Raw genomic sequence first — 17,575 nt, 5'->3', positions numbered from 1 at the left:
TGTCATTTGGCGCCCGGCAGCGCTTCCCTCCGTCGCAGCCAGGCCTCCGGGACCGCGTCGACTCCCGTGCGCGCGCCGACCACTCCGCCGGTGATCGCACACGTGGTGTCCACGTCGCCGAGCCCCTCCGCAGTGGTCCACAGCGCCCCGACCAGGTCGTCGTGGTGCCGCGCGGCCGACCACAGGGCGAACGGAACGGTGTCCGTGGCCCGGATGCGCCAGCCGTTCCCGAGCTCGTCCGCCGCCTTCCACGGCTCGGTGTCGAAGGACAGGGCGGCCGCGCGCAGCACGCCCTCGCGGACCTCTCCTGCCGGGGTGCGCTCCGCGACCGCGGCCAGGGTCAGCTCCTCGCGTGCGGAGAGCGCGGCCGCCACGGCCACGGCCACCGCGCCCGCGATGCCCTCGGGGTGCGCGTGCGTGACCTGGGCCGACAACTCGGCCTGCGCGGCCACGAGTTCGAGGTCACCCGAGAACCACGCGCCCAGCGGCGCGACCCGCATCGCGGCTCCGTTGCCGAGGCTGCCCTGTCCGTCGAAGAGTTCGCGCGCCAGTTCCTGCCAGCGCTGCGGCTCCTCGACGAGCCGGGGCAGCAGCTCGTGCATGCCGCTGCCGTATCCGCGCCCCGAATCGGCGTCGTACAGCAGCGCGAACGCCCCGGCGAGCTCCGTCCGGCGGATCTCCCCGTGCTCGTCGAGCACCCGCTGCACGCCGAGCGCCATCGCGGTGTCGTCGGTCCAGTGCCAGTGCGGCTCCTCGGGCATCTGGCGCGCGCGGATCTGGGTGTACGCGATGCGCGGCTCACGCAAGAGCGGGAACCACCGCTCGCCGAAGGCGTCGCCGAGGGCGAGCCCTTCGAGGCTCCGGCGGGCGGCGGCGCGGTCGGCCGATGTGGAGGTCACGGAAGTCATGGGGCCATGCTGCCGTGCGGGACGACGCGCCGTGACCTTATTTTCCGTCGCCGGCGGCGATCATGTCCTCGACCTCCGCGACCCGTTCGCCCTCCTCCGCCGCGAACCGTTCCGCGTCCAGCTTCTCGGCGATCTCCTCGTCCTCGGCCATCAGCTGGTCGAGGTTGGCGTTGCCCATCTCGAAGACGCCCATGTCGACGTACGCCTCCTGGAGGCGCTTGCCCCACAGGCCGATGTCCTTGACGCACGGCACGATGCGGCTGAAGAGCAACTGCCGGAAGAGGGCGAGGAACTCGGAGTTCTCGCTGGCCTCCTCGGCCTCCGCCTTCGGGATGCCGAAGTTCTCCAGGACCTCGACGCCGCGCAGCCGGTCACGCATCAAGTAGCAGCCCTCGATGACGAATTCCTCGCGCTCGCGCAGTTCCGCGTCGGAGAGCTGCTTGTAGTAGTCCCGCAGCGCCATGCGGCCGAAGGCCACGTGCCGGGCCTCGTCCTGCATGACGTAGGCGAGGATCTGCTTGGGCAGCGGCTTGTCCGTCGTGTCGCGGATCATGCCGAAGGCGGCGAGGGCCAACCCCTCGATGAGGACCTGCATGCCGAGGTAGGGCATGTCCCAGCGGGAATCGCGCAGAGTGTCGCCGAGCAGGGACTGGAGGTTGTCGTTGATCGGGTAGAGCATCCCGATCTTGTCGTGCAGGAAGCGGCCGTAGACCTCCGCGTGCCGCGCCTCGTCCATGGTCTGGGTCGCGGAGTAGAACTTCGCGTCCAGGTCGGGCACGGACTCCACGATGCGCGCCGCGCACACCATCGCGCCCTGCTCGCCGTGCAGGAACTGGCTGAACTGCCAGGAGGCGTAGTGCTTGCGCAGTTCGCCCTTGTCGCGGTCGTTCATCTTGTCCCAGTGACGGGTGCCGTAGAGCGACATGGACTCGTCGGGGGTGCCCAGGGGGTCGTACGGGTCGACCTCCAGATCCCAGGCGATGCGCTTGGCGCCGTCCCACTGCTTGTCCTTGCCCTTCTGGTAGAGGGCGAGCAGCCTGGCACGGCCTTCGTCGTACTCCCAGCTGAAGCGGGCCGCGCCGTTCGCCGGTATCTGCCAGATGTTTCCGTCCGGGGCGTGCGTGTAGAGCTCATGCGTGGACACTGACGGCTCCTAGGTAAGTGGCCTCGTTCTCTCCGTAGTCCCCCCGTGCTGCTTTCGACTGCTCTGTACCGGTTGGTAGTTGGAAGGCTCACACGTTCGTAGACGTCGGGTCAACAAGTCGCACACAAGGGATTGACGCCCTTGCTGACAAGCAGTCTCATAATTCGTGACCGCCGGTAACTCTGACGACGAGGCAGGGGCAGAGTCATGACGACCACCACGGAGGACGCGGCGATCGAAGGGCTGCGGGACGCGCTCGGGGCGCTCAAGGACCGGGAGCAGGTGGCCGAGCGGCTCCTCGACTCCTCCGCCAAGCACTCCTTCGACCCGGACAAGGAGCTGGACTGGGAGGCGCCCTTCGAGGAGGGCAAGTGGTTCTGGCCCCCGGAGCTCCTTTCCCTGTACGGCACGCCGATGTGGCGGCGGATGAGCGAGGAACAGCGCATCGCGCTCTCCCAGCACGAGGCCGCCGCGCTCGCCTCGCTCGGCATCTGGTTCGAGCTGATCCTGATGCAGCTGCTCGTACGGCACATCTACGACAAGCCGGCCACGAGCGCGCATGTGCGGTACGCGCTGACCGAGATCGAGGACGAGTGCCGGCACTCGAAGATGTTCGCGCGCCTGATCACCCGCGGGGACACCCCGTACTACCCGGTCAGCGCCGTGCACCGGAACCTGGGCCGGCTCTTCAAGACCATCTCCACGACGCCCGGTTCGTTCACGGCGACGCTGCTCGGCGAGGAGATCCTGGACTGGATGCAGCGCCTGACGTTCCCCGACGAGCGCGTGCAGACCCTGGTGCGCGGCGTCACGCGGATTCACGTCGTCGAGGAGGCGCGCCATGTGCGGTACGCCCGTGAGGAGCTGCGCCGCCAGATGGTGACGGCACCGCGCTGGTCCCAGGAGTTCACCCGGCTCACCTCGGGTGAGTTCGCCCGCGTCTTCTCCATCGCCTTCATCAACCCCGACGTCTACACGAACGTCGGCCTGGACAAGCGCGAGGCCATGGCCCAGGTCAAGGCGAGCGCGCACCGCCGAGAGATCATGCAGACGGGAGCCAAGCGCCTGACGGACTTCCTGGACGACATCGGGGTGCTGCGAGGGGCCGGGCGGCGGCTGTGGAAGAGCTCGGGACTGCTGGCCTGACGCCCGGCCTGACTTCTGGCGCAGCGAAGAGGGTACGCAGGGTTCCGGGGCGCTTGTTCGAAAGGGCGGATACGCTGCGAGGCATGACCTCGCCTGCTCCCACCCGCGCGTACCGGCGCCTCAGTGTCGAAGAGCGGCAGCGGCAGCTCAAGGAGGCCGCCCTGTCCCTCTTCGCGGTGCGCGCACCCGACGAGGTCTCCCTCGACGACGTCGCCGAGGCGGCCGGAGTCTCCCGGCCGCTCGTCTACCGCTACTTCCCGGGCGGCAAGCAGCAGTTGTACGAGGCCGCGCTGCGCTCCGCCGCCGACGAGCTGGAGCAGTGCTTCGCCGAGCCGCCGGAGGGCCCGCTCACCCAGCGCCTGGCGAACGCGCTCGACCGCTACCTCGCCTTCGTGGACCAGCACGACGCCGGGTTCAGCGCGCTGCTCCAGGGCGGCAGCGTCGTGGAGACGTCGCGGACCACCGCCATAGTGGACGAGGTGCGCAGGACGGCCGCCGAGCACATCCTCGCCCACCTGGAGGTCGTCGGCGCCACGGGCCCGCGGCTGCGGATGACGGTGCGGATGTGGATCACCTCCGTCGAGGCGGCGTCCCTGATCTGGCTGGACGAGGAGAAGCAGCCGCCGCTGGACGAGCTGCGGGACTGGCTCGTCGAGCAGTTCATGGCGGTTCTCGTGGCCTCGGCCGGCCGCGACCCCCAGACCGCGGAGGCGGTACGGGCCGCGCTGGCCATGGAGAGCGCCGACGGCCCCGCGGGCTCGCTCGCCCGGCGCGTCCTGCCCGTGGTGAGCGACGCGGCGCACCTGCTGTGACGCGCGGCGGGCGTCTGCTGTGACACTGACCGGGTGAAGAGCGAAGACACCCCTTTCGTGGGTGGCCCCCTGGACGGCCGCGTACTGCCCATCCTGCTCGGCCCCACCGGCCACCCCCCGAAGGTGTACCGGGTCCCGGTGCCGGACGAGGCCGGCGGCCCGGCGACCGTCCTCGTGTACCGCCGGGTGGCCAAGGCCGGGGGCAAGCGGCTCGGCCTGCACCAGGGCTGGACGTACGCGTACGACCCGGAGGGCGACAAGGCCGGGCCCGGCCTGAAGTGGCCGTGGTCGAAGCCTAAGCCGGGCGGGGCGGCCTGAGCGCGGCTTGAGCGCGGCCTCCGCAAGGGTGGCGCGCCGTCGGGACCTGGACGAGTGACCGCATTGCGCCAACCCGCGCACCTTCCGGAGGCGGGCCGCGCCGGGGCCGCTGATGCTCGCGGTGCGGGGCGGAGCCGCCGCCGCGCGCCGGAGGTGATGGCATGTCAGGCAGGCTGCTGCGATGGGTCGGTACGGGTGTGGTGGTCGGCGCCCTGCTGACGCCCGCCTCCCCGGCGTACGCCGTTCCACAGCCGGAGGACACCACCGAGCGCCCGGTGGCCGAGCTCCTGAAGGACCTCCAGGAGCTGTACCGGAAGGCCGAGGAGTCGACGGAGACGTACAACGCGACCGCGGAGAAGCTGAAGGAACAGCGCGCCGCGGTCACCCGCCTCAACAAGCGCCTGAGCCGGGCCCGCGCCTCGGTCCACGACAGCCGGGGCGCGGCGGGCCGCTTCGCCCGCCAGCAGTACCAGGGCACGACGGAGATCTCCCCCTACGTACGCCTCCTCCTCGCCCGCGACCCGCAGCGGGCCCTCGACCAGGGACATGTCATCGGGCGAGCGGCGGCGGAGCGCGCCGCGACGGTGGACCGCCTGGTCGGCGGCGAGAAGAAGGCATCCGAGCTCGCGGCCACGGCGAAGAGCGCCCTGGAGACCCAACTCTCCCTCGCCGCCCGCCAGAAGGAGGCACGGGACACGGTCAAGGGCCAACTGAAGGAGGTCGAGGAACTCCTCGCCTCACTGAGCACGGAGCAACTGGCGGATCTCGCGCGGGCCGAGGAGGAGGGGATGGCGGCGGCGCAGCGGAAGTTCCTGGACTCGGGATCGCTGAGCGGGACCGCGGGGTCACCGGGGTCCCCTGGTTCCGCACCGACCCGCGCGCCTTCCCGGAAGGGCGACACAGCGCTCGACTACGCCGTGAAACAGATCGGGAAGCCGTACAAGTGGGGCGCGGAGGGACCCAAGTCCTTCGACTGCTCGGGCCTCACCTCGCAGGCATGGGCGAAGGCGGGCAAGGACATCCCCCGCACGTCACAGGAACAGTGGGCCCAGCTACGCCGCGTCTCCCTCCGGAAACTGCGCCCAGGCGACCTGATCGTCTACTTCCCCAAGGCCACGCACGTGGCCCTCTACCTGGGCGACGGCATGGTCATCCAGGCCCCGCGCCCCGGAAGCCGGGTAAAGGTCTCCCCCATCGCCTCGAACCCACTCCTCGGCGCGGTACGCCCGGACCCCTCGGCCAAGCCGATGAAGAACTACGTCCCGCCTAAGCTGCCGCGCGGGGCACGCAAGGGCGGGGACGCGGGGTACGGGCGGTCCGACGCGCCGGGGAAGGACTAGCCCGTGAGCCCCGTCAGGTACGCGCCCGTCTTCTCCGGCTCGTAGAAGAAGTTCTCGAAGTCCGACGGGTCGTTGAAGCCGTTGGCGAAGCGGTCTGCTGCCGGCTGGAGTTGGCCTGCGGCGCCGATCAGGTTCAGGACGTGCTCCGGCGGGGGCGAGAGCATCGCGTTCGTCCACTTGGTGACGTGCTGGGCCGTCTCCCAGTAGCGGTCGAACGTGGACTGCATCCACTCCTCGTCGAACGGCTTGTCGCCGTGCTCGACGATCGAGGAGAGGTACGCGGCCGCGCACTTGGACGCCGAGTTGGAGCCCTGCCCGGTGATCGGGTCGTTCGCGACGACCACGTCCGCGACGCCGAGGACGGCGCCGCCGCCGGGCAGCCGGCCGATCGGCTTGCGCACCGTCGGGGCGTAACGGCCGGACAGCGTGCCGCCCGCGTCCGTCAGCTCGACCTTGGTCGCCCGCGCGTACTCCCACGGCGTGTACTTCTCGAGGAGTTCGAGGGTCAGCGCGAGGTGCTCCGAGGGGTCCTTGACGCCCTGGAAGACGTCCAGCGGGCCGCCCGGGACGCCCTCCCAGAACAGGATGTCCGCGCGCCCTGACGTGGTGAGGGTCGGCATGACGAAGAGTTCGCCGACGCCCGGCACGAGGTTGCACCGCACCGCGTCGAACTCGGGGTGCTCGGGCCGCGGGCCCATCCCGTGGACGTAGGCCACGGCCAGGGCGCGCTGCGGGGTGTCGTACGGGGAGCGCGAGGCGTCGCGCTCGAACATCGAGACGAGCTCGCCCTTGCCCGCGGAGACGAGCACCAGGTCGTACGTGCGGGAGAAGTAGTCGAGGTCGGAGACCGCCGCGCCGTGGATGACCAGCTGGCCGCCCCGCTGCGCGAACGTCTCCATCCAGCCCGCCATCTTCACGCGCTGGTCGACGGACTGGGCGAAGCCGTCCAGCTTGCCGACCCAGTCGATGACGCGGGAGGAGTCGGGGCCCGCGACCGAGACGCCGAGGCCCTCGATCTTCGGCGCCTGCGACTCCCAGAAGTTCAGCTGGAGGTCGCGCTCGTGCTGCAGCGCCGTGTGGAACATGCACTGCGTGGACATCACACGCCCGGACCGGACCTCGTCCGCCGTGCGGTTGGACATCAGGGTGACCTCGTACCCCTGTGACTGGAGTCCGAGAGCGATCTGGAGACCGGCCTGACCGGCTCCGACGACGAGTATCTTCCGCATGCGGCGTCTTCTCCTACGTGCTGAAAAGCTTAAGGTTAAAGCTATTCGGGGGTTGCTGCGAGGGCGTGGCCGACCAGCGAGAGCAGGGACTCGATCACCGAGATCCGCTGCCTCGCGTCCATGATGAGCACCGGTATGTGTGCCGGGATCGTCAGCGCCTCACGGACGTCCGCGGGCTCGAACTCCTCGGTTCCGTCGAAGTGGTTGACGGCGACGATGTACGGCAGACCGCAGCTCTCGAAGTAGTCGAGCGCCGGGAAGCAGTCGGGCAGCCTGCGGGTGTCGGCGAGGACGACGGCGCCGATCGCGCCGCGCACCAGGTCGTCCCACATGAACCAGAAGCGCTGCTGCCCCGGCGTACCGAAGAGGTACAGCACGAGGTCGTCGTCGAGCGTGATCCGGCCGAAGTCCATGGCGACCGTGGTCGTGGTCTTGTCCGGGGTCGACGTGAGGTCGTCCGTGTCCTCGCTCGCCTGCGTCATCAGCGCCTCCGTCTGGAGGGGCGTGATCTCGGAGACGGCGGTGACCAGCGTCGTCTTGCCGACGCCGAACCCGCCCGCGACCACGATCTTCGTCGCGATCGGGGCCCGGGTCCGGTCCGTCTGCCAGGCTTGCAGGTTCTCGTCCGGGTCGGGGCCCGGGATACGCAGGTCAGAGACGGCGGAGCCCACTGAGCACCCTTTCCAGCAGTGCGCGGTCCGGCTGTCCCGGGCCATGGCCCGTTCCGTACACGCGGATCTTTCCCTGGTCTGCGAGGTCGCTGAGCAGGACGCGGACCACGCCGAGCGGCATCTTCAACAGCGCGGCGATCTCCGCGACCGTACGCATGCGGCGGCAGATCTCGACGATGGCCCGCATTTCCGGCATGACCCGTGCGATGGCGTTGCCCTGCGGCAGCTCACGGCGCTCCTCGGGGGCTTCGAGGGCGGCCACGAACGTCTCGACGAGCAGGACGTGGCCGAAGCGGGTGCGTCCGCCGGTGAGCGAGTACGGGCGTACTCGGGCGGGTTTGCGGTCGCCGCCCCGCTGGGGCAGCTTGCCGGGCCTACTGCTCATCGGACGCTCTCCATCGACTGGCGCAGCTCACTGCGGAGTTCGGGGGTGAGGACATGCCCGGCGCGGCCGACGAAGAGCGCCATGTGGTACGCGACGACGCTCATGTCGCAGTCCGGGGTGGCGTGCACGCCGAGCAGCGAGCCGTCGCTGATCGACATGACGAAGAGGCTGCCCTCCTCCATCGCGACGACGGTCTGCTTGACGGCTCCCGCGTCCATCAGCTTGCCGGCGCCGATGCAGAGGGAGCCGAGGCCGGACACGATGGTGGCGAGGTCGGCGCTGGAGCCCTTGGGCCCCGAACTGTTGTCCACCGCCTGCTCGTTGTTCCGGGCGGGGTCGGACGAGAGCAGCAGCAGGCCGTCGGAGGAGACCACGGCGACCGAGAGCAGCCCCGGCACCTCCTCCACGAGATTCGTCAGCAGCCAGTGCAGGTTGCGGGCTTCGCTGCTCAGTCCGAATCCGGCGGACCTGCCGCCGGCGGTGGAGCTGCCGGTGGACTTGCTGCCGGTGGAAGAACTGGGCGAGCGCATGGGCGCAGTCAACTACTTGCCTCCTCGACTGTGTCCCCCATGTTTTTGGTCTCTTCGTTACGTTCGGTCAGCTCGGCCTCTACGTCGCGACGGCCGCTGATGGCCCCCTGGTGAAAGCCTCCGAGACGCTTGCGCAGCGCTTCGGCGTCGACGGATCCGCTGCGCGCCCTGGGCACGGTGGGCTCGGGCGCGGAGATCTTCGGCGTGCGCTTGGGGAGCCCCTTGTCGGTGACGCGCTCCCACTTGGGGGTGGGGGCGGGCTCGGCTTCGGGCTCGGCTTCGGGCTCGGCTTCGGCTTCGGGCTCGGGCTCAAGATCGGTCGCGGTTTCGGTCTCGGGAGCCTCGGCTTCCGGAGCTTCCGGGGCCGCTGGAGCTTCCGGGACCTCCGGCTCCTCCGGGGCGGGCGGAACCGCGAGTTCCATGGTCGTCTCGGCCGAAACCTCGGGCGCGGCCTCTGCCGGAATCTCGGGCGCGGCCTCCGCGTCCGCTTCCGCGTCCCGCACCGTCCGCTCGGCAGCCGCGATCAGCGGGTCCGCGGCGGCGGACCCCGCCGAACGCCCCGGCAGCACGTTGGAGTTCGCCTCGGCCTCCGAGCCGGGCAGATGCACCGCGGGTGCCGCCCCGGCCACCGGAACGCCGACCGGTGGAGCGCCCACCGCGGGCGCCGCGGCGAGGATCGCCTTCGGCAGGACCACGACCGCCGCGACACCGCCCTGCTTCTGCTCGCGCAGCCGGACCCGCGCCCCGTGCCGCGCGGCGAGCCGGGCCACGACATAGAGGCCGAGCCCCAGGCCGTCCCCGCTCTCCTGGTCGTACGCGTCGTCGGGACGGAAGTCCGCGAGGCGGGAGTTGAGCTCCTCCATGCGGTCCTCGGTGACCCCTATGCCCTCGTCCTGCACGGAGAGCATGACCTCGCCGCTCTCCAGGAGCCAGCCCGAGACCTCCACGGAGGCGTCCGGCGGCGAGAACGAGGTCGCGTTCTCCAGGAGTTCGGCGACCAGGTGGCTGATGTCGTCCGCGGCGAAGCCCGCGACGTGCGCGTGCGGCGGCAGCGTGGCGATGCGCACCCGCTCGTACCGCTCGATCTCGCTGACGGCGGCGCGTACGACGTCGACCAGCGGGACGGGGCCGGGGTGCTGGTGGCCGTGCTCGGCGCCGGCGAGGACCAGGAGGTTCTCGCTGTGGCGGCGCATGACCGTGGCGAAGTGGTCGAGCTTGAAGAGGGTGGCGAGGCGGTCGGGGTCCTGCTCGCGGTCCTCCAGGTTCTCGATGACGGCGAGCTGCCGCTCGACCAGGCCGAGGGTGCGCAGCGCCAGATTGACGAACGTGCCATGGATGGACTGGCGCACCCGCTCCAGATGGGCGGAGGCCTCGCTCAGTTCGGCGCGCAGCGTCTCGCGCTCGTCGGCCATGGACTGCCGCTGGCCGATGAGGTGCTTGCGGTCGGCTTCGAGCGTGGTGAGGCGCTCGGTGAGGGCCGCCGCGTGCTCGTGCAGCGCGTTGACGGACCGTACGACCTGGGCGAACTCGTCGTCGCGGCCCGTGAAGCGGATCGGGTCCTGGGGCGCGGGCTCGTGGGCGAGGCGGGCCGAGCCGATGCGCAGGACGGCGAGCGGGCGGGTCAGGCTGCGGGCCATGGCCATGGAGACGCCGACGGCGACGAGCAGCGTGACGCCGACGAGCGCGACGCGGATCTCCAGCGCCGTCACGTCCTCGTCGCGCAGGTCGGTGAGGTTCTTGGTGCGCTGCACGGTGAGCGCGGACTCGGCGCCCCGCATCATCTCGATGCGGGCGGAGAGCGCCGCGTCGAGCTTCTCGCGGTCGAAGCCGAGCTCGGCGGTGGAGAGCGTGGGCTGGTCGGTGAGGCGGGTGAGGTACTTCTCCGCCGTGGTCACCTCGTGGCCCGTGACCGTCGAGTCGTACGTCGTGCGGGCTCGGTCCGTGGCCGCGTCCCGGAAGTCGGCGAGGGAGGCCTGCGCGCGCACGTGGGCCTGCTGGCCCGCGGCGCTGAGGGCGTCGCGGGTCTTGCCCGCGGCGGGCGACTCGTCGACCACCGTGGTGGGAAGGCCGGTCACGGGGTCGATGCTCGTGCTCGTCTCCGTGGAGCGCGGGACGGCGAGGGTGGCGAGGAGCAGGCCGCGGGCGCTCGCGGCCTGTTCGACGGCGTGGTCCAGGTCGGCGAGGGCGTAGGCGCCGGAGCCCGCGCGGGGCGGGGTCTTCTCGGCGAGCTCGCGGGTGAGGCCGTGCAGTTCGGTGATGACCTTCGAGTACGCCGTGTGGGCTTCGAGAGCGGTGCTCTTGCCGGTGAGCGCCGCTCTGCGCACGGCCCCGATGTCGGAGAGGTCCCCCCGCAGTGCGGCCGGGGCGTCGGCCGTGCGCAGCTCCTCGATCTGGCGGTCCACGCGGGCGCTGCGGCTTTCGGAGAGCCCCTTGCCCTGCGGGCGGCCCGCGGCGATGAACGAGGTGACCTCGTCGCGCTCGTCGGCCAGCGAGTGGCCCAGGGACACCGCGTCCTGGGTGCGCTCGGCGAGGGTCACCAGCTGCTGCGCGTCGTTCAGTTGCCCGGAGGCGGCGATGACGGCGGGCGCTCCGGCGCCGGCGATCGCGGCGGCCACCACGGCGACGGCGACGATCAGCCGGTTGCGCACGCGTGCGGTGGGCCTGGAGTTGGCCGACTTCACGGGCTTCGCGGGCTTCGAGCCGTCAGGAGGCGTCACCGCGGGGGCGGTGGGCTCTCCCGCCGCGTGCTCGGGGTTCTCTCCCGCTGCGGGCTCGGGCGAACGCTCCGTAGGGGTGGTCGCGCCCGGCGTGGCCCCTTCGGGAGCCGTCTGCTTGCCCTTGCGCCCAGGCCGCATCTTCTGCACCGGTGCTCGCATTCTTGTTTTTCGTCTGCCCATGGGCCCGGGTGACGATCCGTCAACACACGAGCCCCCCGGTACGGCTCCAGACCCTTCCAGTGCCGATGGGTGGCAGTCGTGCATCACATGCCTGGCCACCCGAAGGAGTGAACATCGGCGGGGAGTTGGCGAGCAAGTCCCGACGCGGGCCGAAAGTCCCGGCCACGGTGCGCCGGTTGGACGTCGACCGCAGGCTTTGGCAGGATGCGCCGCCACACGCCGCCGGAAGCGATCATTCCGACTGAAATCCGGCGTCTGACCTGCTGGTCCGGGCCAACCCCCGTTGTTTTGCGCCTTCCCGACGGCCTTGTGAAGGCCTCGTGCAGACTGGCCGAATGCGTATCGAACTCGCCACCGAGCCCGGGGACCCCGCGCGGCCCAACGAGGACTATGCCGCGGTGATCCTTCCCGCAGCCGGACAAGGCGGATCGCTCGTCCTCCTGGACGGGGTGACCCCGCCCGTCGGAGACGACGGCTGTCTGCATTCCGTCCCTTGGTTCACGGCGCGACTCGGCGGCGCACTGGGGGAACTGTCCGTTTCGCGACGGGATCTGCCGCTCTCCGAGATCCTCGCGGCGGCGATCGCGCGCACCGCGGAGGCCCATGGCGAGACTTGTGACCTTTCTCACCCGCGTACGCCTCAGGCGACCGTGATTCTGGTGCGTTGGGACGAGGAGCGGGTCGAGCACCTCGTCCTGTCCGACTCCGCGCTCCTGATGGCGGGCCCGGACGGTCACGTCACGCCGGTGCTCGACGTACGCCTCGCGGAACTGCCCCCGAGGATCCGCGCCCTGCGCGACGCGGTCCGCGCGCTGCCGCGCGGTACCGCCGAGCGCGAGGAGGCGGGCCGTGTGTACGGCGCCGCGGTCGAGGCCCTGCGGAACGCGGAGGACGGCTTCTTCACCGCGGCCGCCGACCCCTCGGCGGCCGCACGCGCCGTCACCGGAACCTGGCCGCGCACCGAGGTGACAGCGGTGGCGGCCCTCACGGACGGCGTCGGCCGCTGGGTCGAGACATTCCGGGAAGGCGACTGGGCGGAGTGCTTCGCGCTGCTGCGCAAGGAGGGCCCCCAGCGTCTGGTGGACCGGGTACGGGACCTGGAACGCGCGGACCCCAAGGGCACGACGTTCCCGCGGGGCAAGCTGCACGACGACGCGGCCGTGGTGTACGCGGAGCTCTGACGCAACCGGGGGCGCGCCCCAAAGGGGCGCGAGGAACGGCGCGAGCAACCACACCCAACCCGCAGACGGCAGACGTCTCAAGGGGCGCGGGGAACTGCGCGACAAGCCACAGCCCACCCGCAGGCAGAATCGCGCCCCCGACAACGCCCCGCCCTCAAGACTCCGGGGACTCATTCAGCTGCCGCAGCAAGCGGGCAAGCTCCGCGACCTCCGCCCGGTCCCACCCGGCCAGCTTCCGCACGTACCGCTCCCGCCGCCCCGCCCGCACCGTACGGAACCGCGTGCCGCCCTCCGTCGTGAGGTGGACAAGCCAGGCCCGCCCATCGGCCGGGTCGGGCTCACGGGCCACCAGCCCCAGTTCCTCCAGGGCCCGCAACTGGCGGCTCATCGTGGCCTTGCCGACGCCGATGTACGCGGCGAGGTCGGTGGCCCGCTGCGGGCCCGAGTCGTCGAGGCAGACCAGGAGTCCGTACGCGGCGGGCTCCAGATCGGGGTGGACCTGCCGCGCCATCTCACCGGACGAAGCCCGCGCCCGGCGCAGGAGCAGCGTCAACTCGCGCTCCAGGGAGAGGAACTCACGGTCGACCCCCCGGCTCACGTCGGGTCCACCGTCGTTCACGTCGGGTCCACCGTCGTTCACGTCGGGTCCACCGTCGTTCACGTCGGCTGCACCGTGATTCTCGCCCTCGTGCACTTCAGCACCCATGGCACGCTTTCTTTCCGGATCAGAGAAGTTTTCCGCCCCGCACGGCGGCAGACATCCGCGTCGGCCCATCGCCGCAGCTCGACCAGTATTTCGTAACGCCCCGCCGCACCGCGCCGAGGCCACCGCCGCTGGAGTAGACCAACGGCAGACACCGAACCCCCTTCCCAGCCCCGGGTCTACGTGCGTAGCGTCCTTCGTGACATGTTCACACCAGGAGCATGTCGACAGGTCCCCCCACGAGCTCCGACGAGCTCAATCGAGGCCTACGGAGGCACGCACATGCCCGTGCACAGACCCGGAACGCCCCGCCGCTCCCGCTGGTCAGCGGCCGCAGTCCTGCTCTCAGTCCTCTCCGCCCTCTCCCTCCTCCTCACCCTGCCGGGCGCCGCACAGGCCGCCGGCGGCGACGACACCCCCGCCCGCGGATCGGCCCGCATGGGCCAGGGCGTCGTCGAGCACGACGGGCAGGGCAGTTTGCCGCCCGGCGGCGACGCCGTACAGACCGAAGGCGTCGACGTCAGCAGCCACCAGGGCAACGTCGCCTGGTCGACGCTCTGGAACAGCGGCGTGAAGTGGTCCTACGTCAAGGCCACCGAGGGCACGTACTACAAGAACCCGTACTTCGCCCAGCAGTACAACGGTTCGTACAACGTGGGCATGGTCCGCGGCGCCTACCACTTCGCGACGCCCGACACCTCCTCGGGCGCCGCCCAGGCCAACTACTTCGTGGACAACGGCGGCGGCTGGTCCCGCGACGGCAAGACGCTGCCGGGCGCGCTGGACATCGAGTGGAATCCGTACGGGGCGGCCTGCTTCGGCAAGTCCCAGTCCGCGATGGTCACCTGGATCCGCGACTTCCTGAACCAGTACAAGGCGCGCACCGGCCGGCACGCGGTCATCTACACGGCGACCAGCTGGTGGAAGCAGTGCACCGGCAACTACGGCGGCTTCGCCGTCAACAACCCGCTGTGGATCGCGCGTTACAACACCTCGCCGGGTGAGCTGCCCGCCGGATGGGGTTTCCACACGATGTGGCAGTACACCTCGACGGGCCCGACGGTCGGGGACCACAACAAGTTCAACGGCGCCCTCGACAGGGTCGTGGCGCTCGCCAACGGCTGAGCGGACCCACCGAGCATGCGGGCCCGGCACCCCTTTCGGGGTCCCGGGCCCGCACTCACCGGCCACCTCCGTCACGCGGCGGCCGGAACCCTCACCTCGGCCTCCGTCAGGGCCAGTTCGAGCACCTGGCGGACATCCGTCACCGGGTGCACGTCCAGCTTCTGAAGGATCTCGGCCGGGACGTCGTCCAGGTCGGCCTCGTTCCGCTTCGGGATGATCACCGTGGTGATCCCGGCGCGGTGCGCGGCGAGCAGCTTCTGCTTGACGCCGCCGATCGGCAGGACCCGCCCGGTCAGCGAGACCTCACCGGTCATGGCCACATCCGTACGGACCAGACGGCCGCTGAGCAGCGACGCGAGGGCGGTCGTCAGGGTGACGCCCGCGCTCGGCCCGTCCTTGGGGACGGCGCCCGCCGGGAAGTGGACGTGCACGCCGCGTTCCTTGAGGTCGCCGACGGGCAGTTCCAGTTCCGCGCCGTGCGAGCGCAGGAAGCTCAGCGCGATCTGCGCCGACTCCTTCATGACGTCGCCGAGCTGGCCGGTGAGCGTGAGCCCGGAGGCTCCCGTCTCCGGATCGGCGAGCGACGCCTCCACGAAGAGGACGTCACCTCCCGCGCCGGTGACCGCGAGCCCGGTCGCCACACCCGGCACCGCCGTGCGCCGCTCGGCCGGGTCCTGCGCCGACTCGGGCACGTGGTGCGGGCGCCCGATGAGACCGCGCAGGTCGTCCTCGCCGACGGTGAACGGCAGCTCCCGCTCGCCCAGTTCGTGCTGCGCGGCGACCTTGCGGAGCAGCCGCGCGACGGACCGCTCCAGGTTCCGCACGCCCGCTTCCCGGGTGTACTCCCCCGCGAGCTTGCGCAGCGCGCTCTCGTCCAGGGCCACCTCGTCCGTGCCGAGCCCGGCCCGCTCCAGCTGGCGCGGGAGCAGGTGGTCACGGGCGATGACGACCTTCTCGTCCTCGGTGTAGCCGTCGAGCCTGACCAGCTCCATGCGGTCGAGCAGCGCCTCGGGGATGGATTCGAGGACGTTCGCCGTCGCCAGGAACACCACGTCGCTCAGGTCGAGCTCGACCTCCAGGTAGTGGTCGCGGAAGGTGTGGTTCTGCGCCGGGTCGAGGACTTCGAGGAGGGCGGCCGCCGGGTCGCCCCGGAAGTCGGAGCCCACCTTGTCGATCTCGTCGAGGAGCACGACCGGGTTCATCGACCCGGCCTCCTTGATGGCCCGCACGATCCGTCCGGGCAGCGCCCCGACGTACGTACGCCGGTGTCCGCGGATCTCCGCCTCGTCGCGTACGCCGCCGAGCGCGACCCGCACGAACTTGCGGCCCATGGCGTGCGCGACGCTCTCGCCGAGGCTGGTCTTTCCGACGCCGGGAGGACCGACCAGGGCGAGCACAGCGCCACCCCGACGGCCGCCGACGACCCCGAGGCCGCGGTCGGCACGGCGCTTGCGCACCGCGAGGTACTCCGTGATGCGCTCCTTCACGTCCTGGAGGCCCGCGTGCTCGGCGTCCAGGACGTGCTGGGCGCCCTTGATGTCGTACTCGTCCTCGGTCCTTTCGTTCCAGGGCAGTTCGAGGACGGTGTCCAGCCAGGTCCTGATCCAGGAGCCCTCGGGCGACTGGTCGCTGGAACGCTCCAGCTTGTCGACCTCCTTGAGGGCGGCCTCGCGGACGTTCTCGGGCAGGTCGGCGGCCTCGACGCGCGTGCGGTAGTCGTCGGACTCCTCGCCGTCCTGCTCGCCGTTGATCTCGCGCAGCTCCTTGCGCACGGCGTCGAGCTGGCGGCGCAGCAGGAACTCGCGCTGCTGCTTGTCGACGCCCTCCTGGACGTCCTTGGCGATGGACTCGGCGACCTCCTGCTCGGCGAGATGCTCGCGCAGCTGCTCGGTGGCGAGCTTGAGGCGGGCGACCGGGTCGCCGGTCTCCAGGAGCTCGATCTTCTGATCGGTGGAGAGGAAGGGTGAGTATCCGGAGTTGTCGGCGAGGGCCGAGACGTCGTCGATCTGCGTGACGCGGTCCACGACCTGCCAGGCACCGCGCTTCTTCAGCCAGCTGGTGGCGAGCGCCTTGTACTCCTTGACCAACTCGGCGACGGCGCCGGGCAGGGGTTCGGGCACGGTCTCGTCGACCTTGACGCCCTCCACCCAGAGCGCGGCACCGGGACCGGTCGTACCTGCACCGATCCGCACGCGGCCACGGCCGCGGATCAGGGCGCCGGGGTCACCGTCGGAGAGGCGGCCGACCTGCTCGACGGTGCCGAGGACGCCGGTCGCGGCGTACGTCCCGTCGATGCGCGGAACAAGAAGGACCTGCGGCTTGCTGCTCCCATCGGAACGGGCGGCGGCCTGGGCCGCCTCGACCGCGGCGCGCACCTCGGTGTCGGACAGGTCGAACGGAACCACCATGCCGGGCAGGACAACCTCGTCGTCGAGCGGCAGCACGGGCAGTGTCAGCGGTGTGGACGGCTTCGACTCGGCGGACTCAGTAGTCATGATCTCCCCTTCAGCATTCAAGTTGAGCTATGTGGGCTCAATGCTTGTGAGTGCTTGAATGTTCCCCAAGGGGTGTTCGCTGTGAGCGATCAGCGGATCAGTGTCTTGTAGCGGTGGACTTTGCATAAGTCAACTCCAGGCTGCACGTGATCTTGCATTGGTCAGCGTGACCTTGCATCAGTGGGCGGGGTTAGCTGGTCATGACTCGTGCGTTTGGCGTGGTGCCCGGTGGTGTGACAGGGCCTCCGGTGGAGGGGTTCGAGGTCGGCTACATCGACCCGGGCGGGTCGGAGTTCCGCCGTCCGCTGGCAGATGTGTGGGCGGTCCGGTTCGAGGACGCCATGCCGGTCCGCGAGTTCAAGTCGTACAAAGGACAGCGGCATCTGCCGGGGCTGTGGTGGTCGTCGACGGCGGGCGGGCACATCGGATACGAGTCCTGGCTGTAACGCGATCACGTCATGCTGCTGGACTTCGACCCCTCGGTGGTGGGGGTGTCCTCGCAACCGTTCTGGCTGTTCTGGGCGTCGGACAGCGGCAAGAGCGTCTCGCACGCGCCGGACTACTTCGCGCGGCGGGAGGACGGCTCGGCAATCGTGGTCGACTGCCGTCCGGCGGACCGGCGGGGGCCCCGGGACTGGGCGAAGTTCGTGGCGACGCAGTCGGCCTGCGACCAGGTGGGGTGAGAGTTCCG

17 protein-coding genes are annotated in these 17,575 nt (G+C 70.7%); 8 read left to right on the top strand and 9 right to left on the bottom strand.

Annotation, left to right across the window (positions count from 1 at the left end; translation table 11 throughout):
- Window positions 1-2: 2 nt before the first annotated feature.
- Together AB0I66_RS20360 and AB0I66_RS20355 are read right to left on the bottom strand one after the other, a co-directional pair.
- On the bottom strand, window positions 3-908 hold the full coding sequence (locus AB0I66_RS20360; protein ID WP_363209253.1) for an ADP-ribosylglycohydrolase family protein: 906 nt from the start codon (window positions 906-908) through the stop codon (window positions 3-5).
- Between the two features lie 37 nt (window positions 909-945).
- Window positions 946-2,052 (bottom strand): ferritin-like domain-containing protein, encoded by a 1,107-nt coding sequence (locus AB0I66_RS20355; RefSeq protein ID WP_363209252.1) that lies wholly within the window; start codon window positions 2,050-2,052, stop codon window positions 946-948.
- A 207-nt stretch (window positions 2,053-2,259) separates the two neighbouring features.
- On the opposite strand from AB0I66_RS20355, the gene AB0I66_RS20350 reads away from it, so the two are divergent.
- The 4 genes from AB0I66_RS20350 (at window position 2,260) to AB0I66_RS20335 (ending at window position 5,668) form a co-directional block, all read left to right on the top strand.
- Window positions 2,260-3,198, top strand: a complete 939-nt coding sequence (locus tag AB0I66_RS20350) for a diiron oxygenase (RefSeq protein WP_363209251.1) — start codon at window positions 2,260-2,262, stop codon at window positions 3,196-3,198.
- A gap of 83 nt (window positions 3,199-3,281) precedes the next feature.
- Window positions 3,282-4,010, top strand: coding sequence for a TetR/AcrR family transcriptional regulator (locus tag AB0I66_RS20345; protein ID WP_363209250.1), 729 nt, complete (start codon window positions 3,282-3,284; stop codon window positions 4,008-4,010).
- Between the two features lie 33 nt (window positions 4,011-4,043).
- Window positions 4,044-4,328, top strand: a complete 285-nt coding sequence (locus AB0I66_RS20340) for a hypothetical protein (protein WP_363209249.1) — start codon at window positions 4,044-4,046, stop codon at window positions 4,326-4,328.
- Window positions 4,329-4,489: 161 nt separating this feature from the next.
- Complete coding sequence (locus AB0I66_RS20335) at window positions 4,490-5,668, top strand: NlpC/P60 family protein (RefSeq protein WP_363209248.1); 1,179 nt, start codon at window positions 4,490-4,492, stop codon at window positions 5,666-5,668.
- Here the strand turns inward: AB0I66_RS20335 and AB0I66_RS20330 are convergent.
- The 5 genes from AB0I66_RS20330 to AB0I66_RS20310 are packed head-to-tail and all read right to left on the bottom strand — an operon-like array spanning window position 5,665 to window position 11,338.
- A complete protein-coding gene (locus AB0I66_RS20330; protein ID WP_363209247.1) occupies window positions 5,665-6,897 on the bottom strand; it encodes a styrene monooxygenase/indole monooxygenase family protein in 1,233 nt (410 codons plus the stop codon). The two genes, AB0I66_RS20335 and AB0I66_RS20330, sit on opposite strands and share 4 nt — an antisense overlap.
- A gap of 41 nt (window positions 6,898-6,938) precedes the next feature.
- Window positions 6,939-7,568, bottom strand: a complete 630-nt coding sequence (locus tag AB0I66_RS20325; protein ID WP_363209246.1) for an ATP/GTP-binding protein — start codon at window positions 7,566-7,568, stop codon at window positions 6,939-6,941.
- The gene (locus AB0I66_RS20320; RefSeq protein ID WP_363209245.1) at window positions 7,549-7,953 is read right to left on the bottom strand and encodes a DUF742 domain-containing protein; all 405 of its coding nucleotides are present in this window, start codon (window positions 7,951-7,953) and stop codon (window positions 7,549-7,551) included. The genes AB0I66_RS20325 and AB0I66_RS20320 overlap by 20 nt, the downstream gene beginning before the upstream one ends.
- Window positions 7,950-8,483 carry a roadblock/LC7 domain-containing protein gene (locus AB0I66_RS20315; RefSeq protein ID WP_363209244.1) on the bottom strand — a complete coding sequence of 178 codons (534 nt, stop codon included), beginning with the start codon at window positions 8,481-8,483 and terminating at the stop codon, window positions 7,950-7,952. The genes AB0I66_RS20320 and AB0I66_RS20315 overlap by 4 nt, the downstream gene beginning before the upstream one ends.
- 8 nt (window positions 8,484-8,491) lie before the next feature.
- Complete coding sequence (locus AB0I66_RS20310; RefSeq protein ID WP_363209411.1) at window positions 8,492-11,338, bottom strand: nitrate- and nitrite sensing domain-containing protein; 2,847 nt, start codon at window positions 11,336-11,338, stop codon at window positions 8,492-8,494.
- Between the two features lie 377 nt (window positions 11,339-11,715).
- Here AB0I66_RS20310 and AB0I66_RS20305 point away from each other — a divergent pair, with 377 nt between their 5' ends.
- Window positions 11,716-12,561 (top strand): protein phosphatase 2C domain-containing protein, encoded by an 846-nt coding sequence (locus AB0I66_RS20305; RefSeq protein WP_363209243.1) that lies wholly within the window; start codon window positions 11,716-11,718, stop codon window positions 12,559-12,561.
- 154 nt (window positions 12,562-12,715) lie between these two features.
- Here AB0I66_RS20305 and AB0I66_RS20300 read toward each other — a convergent pair whose 3' ends face one another.
- The gene (locus tag AB0I66_RS20300) at window positions 12,716-13,267 is read right to left on the bottom strand and encodes a MarR family transcriptional regulator (protein ID WP_363209242.1); all 552 of its coding nucleotides are present in this window, start codon (window positions 13,265-13,267) and stop codon (window positions 12,716-12,718) included.
- A 279-nt stretch (window positions 13,268-13,546) separates the two neighbouring features.
- Between AB0I66_RS20300 and AB0I66_RS20295 the strand changes: the two genes are divergently transcribed.
- A complete protein-coding gene (locus tag AB0I66_RS20295; protein ID WP_363209241.1) occupies window positions 13,547-14,389 on the top strand; it encodes a lysozyme in 843 nt (280 codons plus the stop codon).
- A 71-nt stretch (window positions 14,390-14,460) separates the two neighbouring features.
- Here AB0I66_RS20295 and lon read toward each other — a convergent pair whose 3' ends face one another.
- Entirely contained in the window at window positions 14,461-16,884 is a 2,424-nt protein-coding gene (gene lon / locus AB0I66_RS20290) for an endopeptidase La (RefSeq protein ID WP_363209240.1), read from the bottom strand.
- A 200-nt stretch (window positions 16,885-17,084) separates the two neighbouring features.
- Here lon and AB0I66_RS20285 point away from each other — a divergent pair, with 200 nt between their 5' ends.
- Entirely contained in the window at window positions 17,085-17,330 is a 246-nt protein-coding gene (locus AB0I66_RS20285) for a hypothetical protein (protein WP_363209239.1), read from the top strand.
- A gap of 12 nt (window positions 17,331-17,342) precedes the next feature.
- Window positions 17,343-17,567, top strand: coding sequence for a hypothetical protein (locus AB0I66_RS20280; protein ID WP_363209238.1), 225 nt, complete (start codon window positions 17,343-17,345; stop codon window positions 17,565-17,567).
- The last annotated feature ends 8 nt before the right edge of the window (window positions 17,568-17,575 follow it).

Source organism: Streptomyces sp. NPDC050439 (assembly GCF_040655335.1).
Lineage (GTDB): Bacteria > Actinomycetota > Actinomycetes > Streptomycetales > Streptomycetaceae > Streptomyces.
The sequence above is the reverse complement of the archived record's forward strand: the minus strand, read 5'-3'. Positions and strand labels throughout refer to the sequence as shown.

What these genes read in the sequence shown, in the direction of transcription:
- AB0I66_RS20330 (WP_363209247.1), bottom strand. Translation starts at nt 6,897, where the DNA reads ATGCGGAAGATACTCGTCGTCGGAGCCGGTCAGGCCGGTCTCCAGATC.
- AB0I66_RS20360 (WP_363209253.1), bottom strand. Translation starts at nt 908, where the DNA reads ATGACTTCCGTGACCTCCACATCGGCCGACCGCGCCGCCGCCCGCCGG.
- AB0I66_RS20335 (WP_363209248.1), top strand. Translation starts at nt 4,490, where the DNA reads ATGTCAGGCAGGCTGCTGCGATGGGTCGGTACGGGTGTGGTGGTCGGC.
- AB0I66_RS20295 (WP_363209241.1), top strand. Translation starts at nt 13,547, where the DNA reads ATGCCCGTGCACAGACCCGGAACGCCCCGCCGCTCCCGCTGGTCAGCG.
- AB0I66_RS20320 (WP_363209245.1), bottom strand. Translation starts at nt 7,953, where the DNA reads ATGAGCAGTAGGCCCGGCAAGCTGCCCCAGCGGGGCGGCGACCGCAAA.
- AB0I66_RS20285 (WP_363209239.1), top strand. Translation starts at nt 17,085, where the DNA reads ATGACTCGTGCGTTTGGCGTGGTGCCCGGTGGTGTGACAGGGCCTCCG.
- lon (WP_363209240.1), bottom strand. Translation starts at nt 16,884, where the DNA reads ATGACTACTGAGTCCGCCGAGTCGAAGCCGTCCACACCGCTGACACTG.
- AB0I66_RS20300 (WP_363209242.1), bottom strand. Translation starts at nt 13,267, where the DNA reads ATGGGTGCTGAAGTGCACGAGGGCGAGAATCACGGTGCAGCCGACGTG.
- AB0I66_RS20350 (WP_363209251.1), top strand. Translation starts at nt 2,260, where the DNA reads ATGACGACCACCACGGAGGACGCGGCGATCGAAGGGCTGCGGGACGCG.
- AB0I66_RS20345 (WP_363209250.1), top strand. Translation starts at nt 3,282, where the DNA reads ATGACCTCGCCTGCTCCCACCCGCGCGTACCGGCGCCTCAGTGTCGAA.
- AB0I66_RS20305 (WP_363209243.1), top strand. Translation starts at nt 11,716, where the DNA reads ATGCGTATCGAACTCGCCACCGAGCCCGGGGACCCCGCGCGGCCCAAC.
- AB0I66_RS20315 (WP_363209244.1), bottom strand. Translation starts at nt 8,483, where the DNA reads ATGCGCTCGCCCAGTTCTTCCACCGGCAGCAAGTCCACCGGCAGCTCC.
- AB0I66_RS20280 (WP_363209238.1), top strand. Translation starts at nt 17,343, where the DNA reads ATGCTGCTGGACTTCGACCCCTCGGTGGTGGGGGTGTCCTCGCAACCG.
- AB0I66_RS20310 (WP_363209411.1), bottom strand. Translation starts at nt 11,338, where the DNA reads ATGCGGCCTGGGCGCAAGGGCAAGCAGACGGCTCCCGAAGGGGCCACG.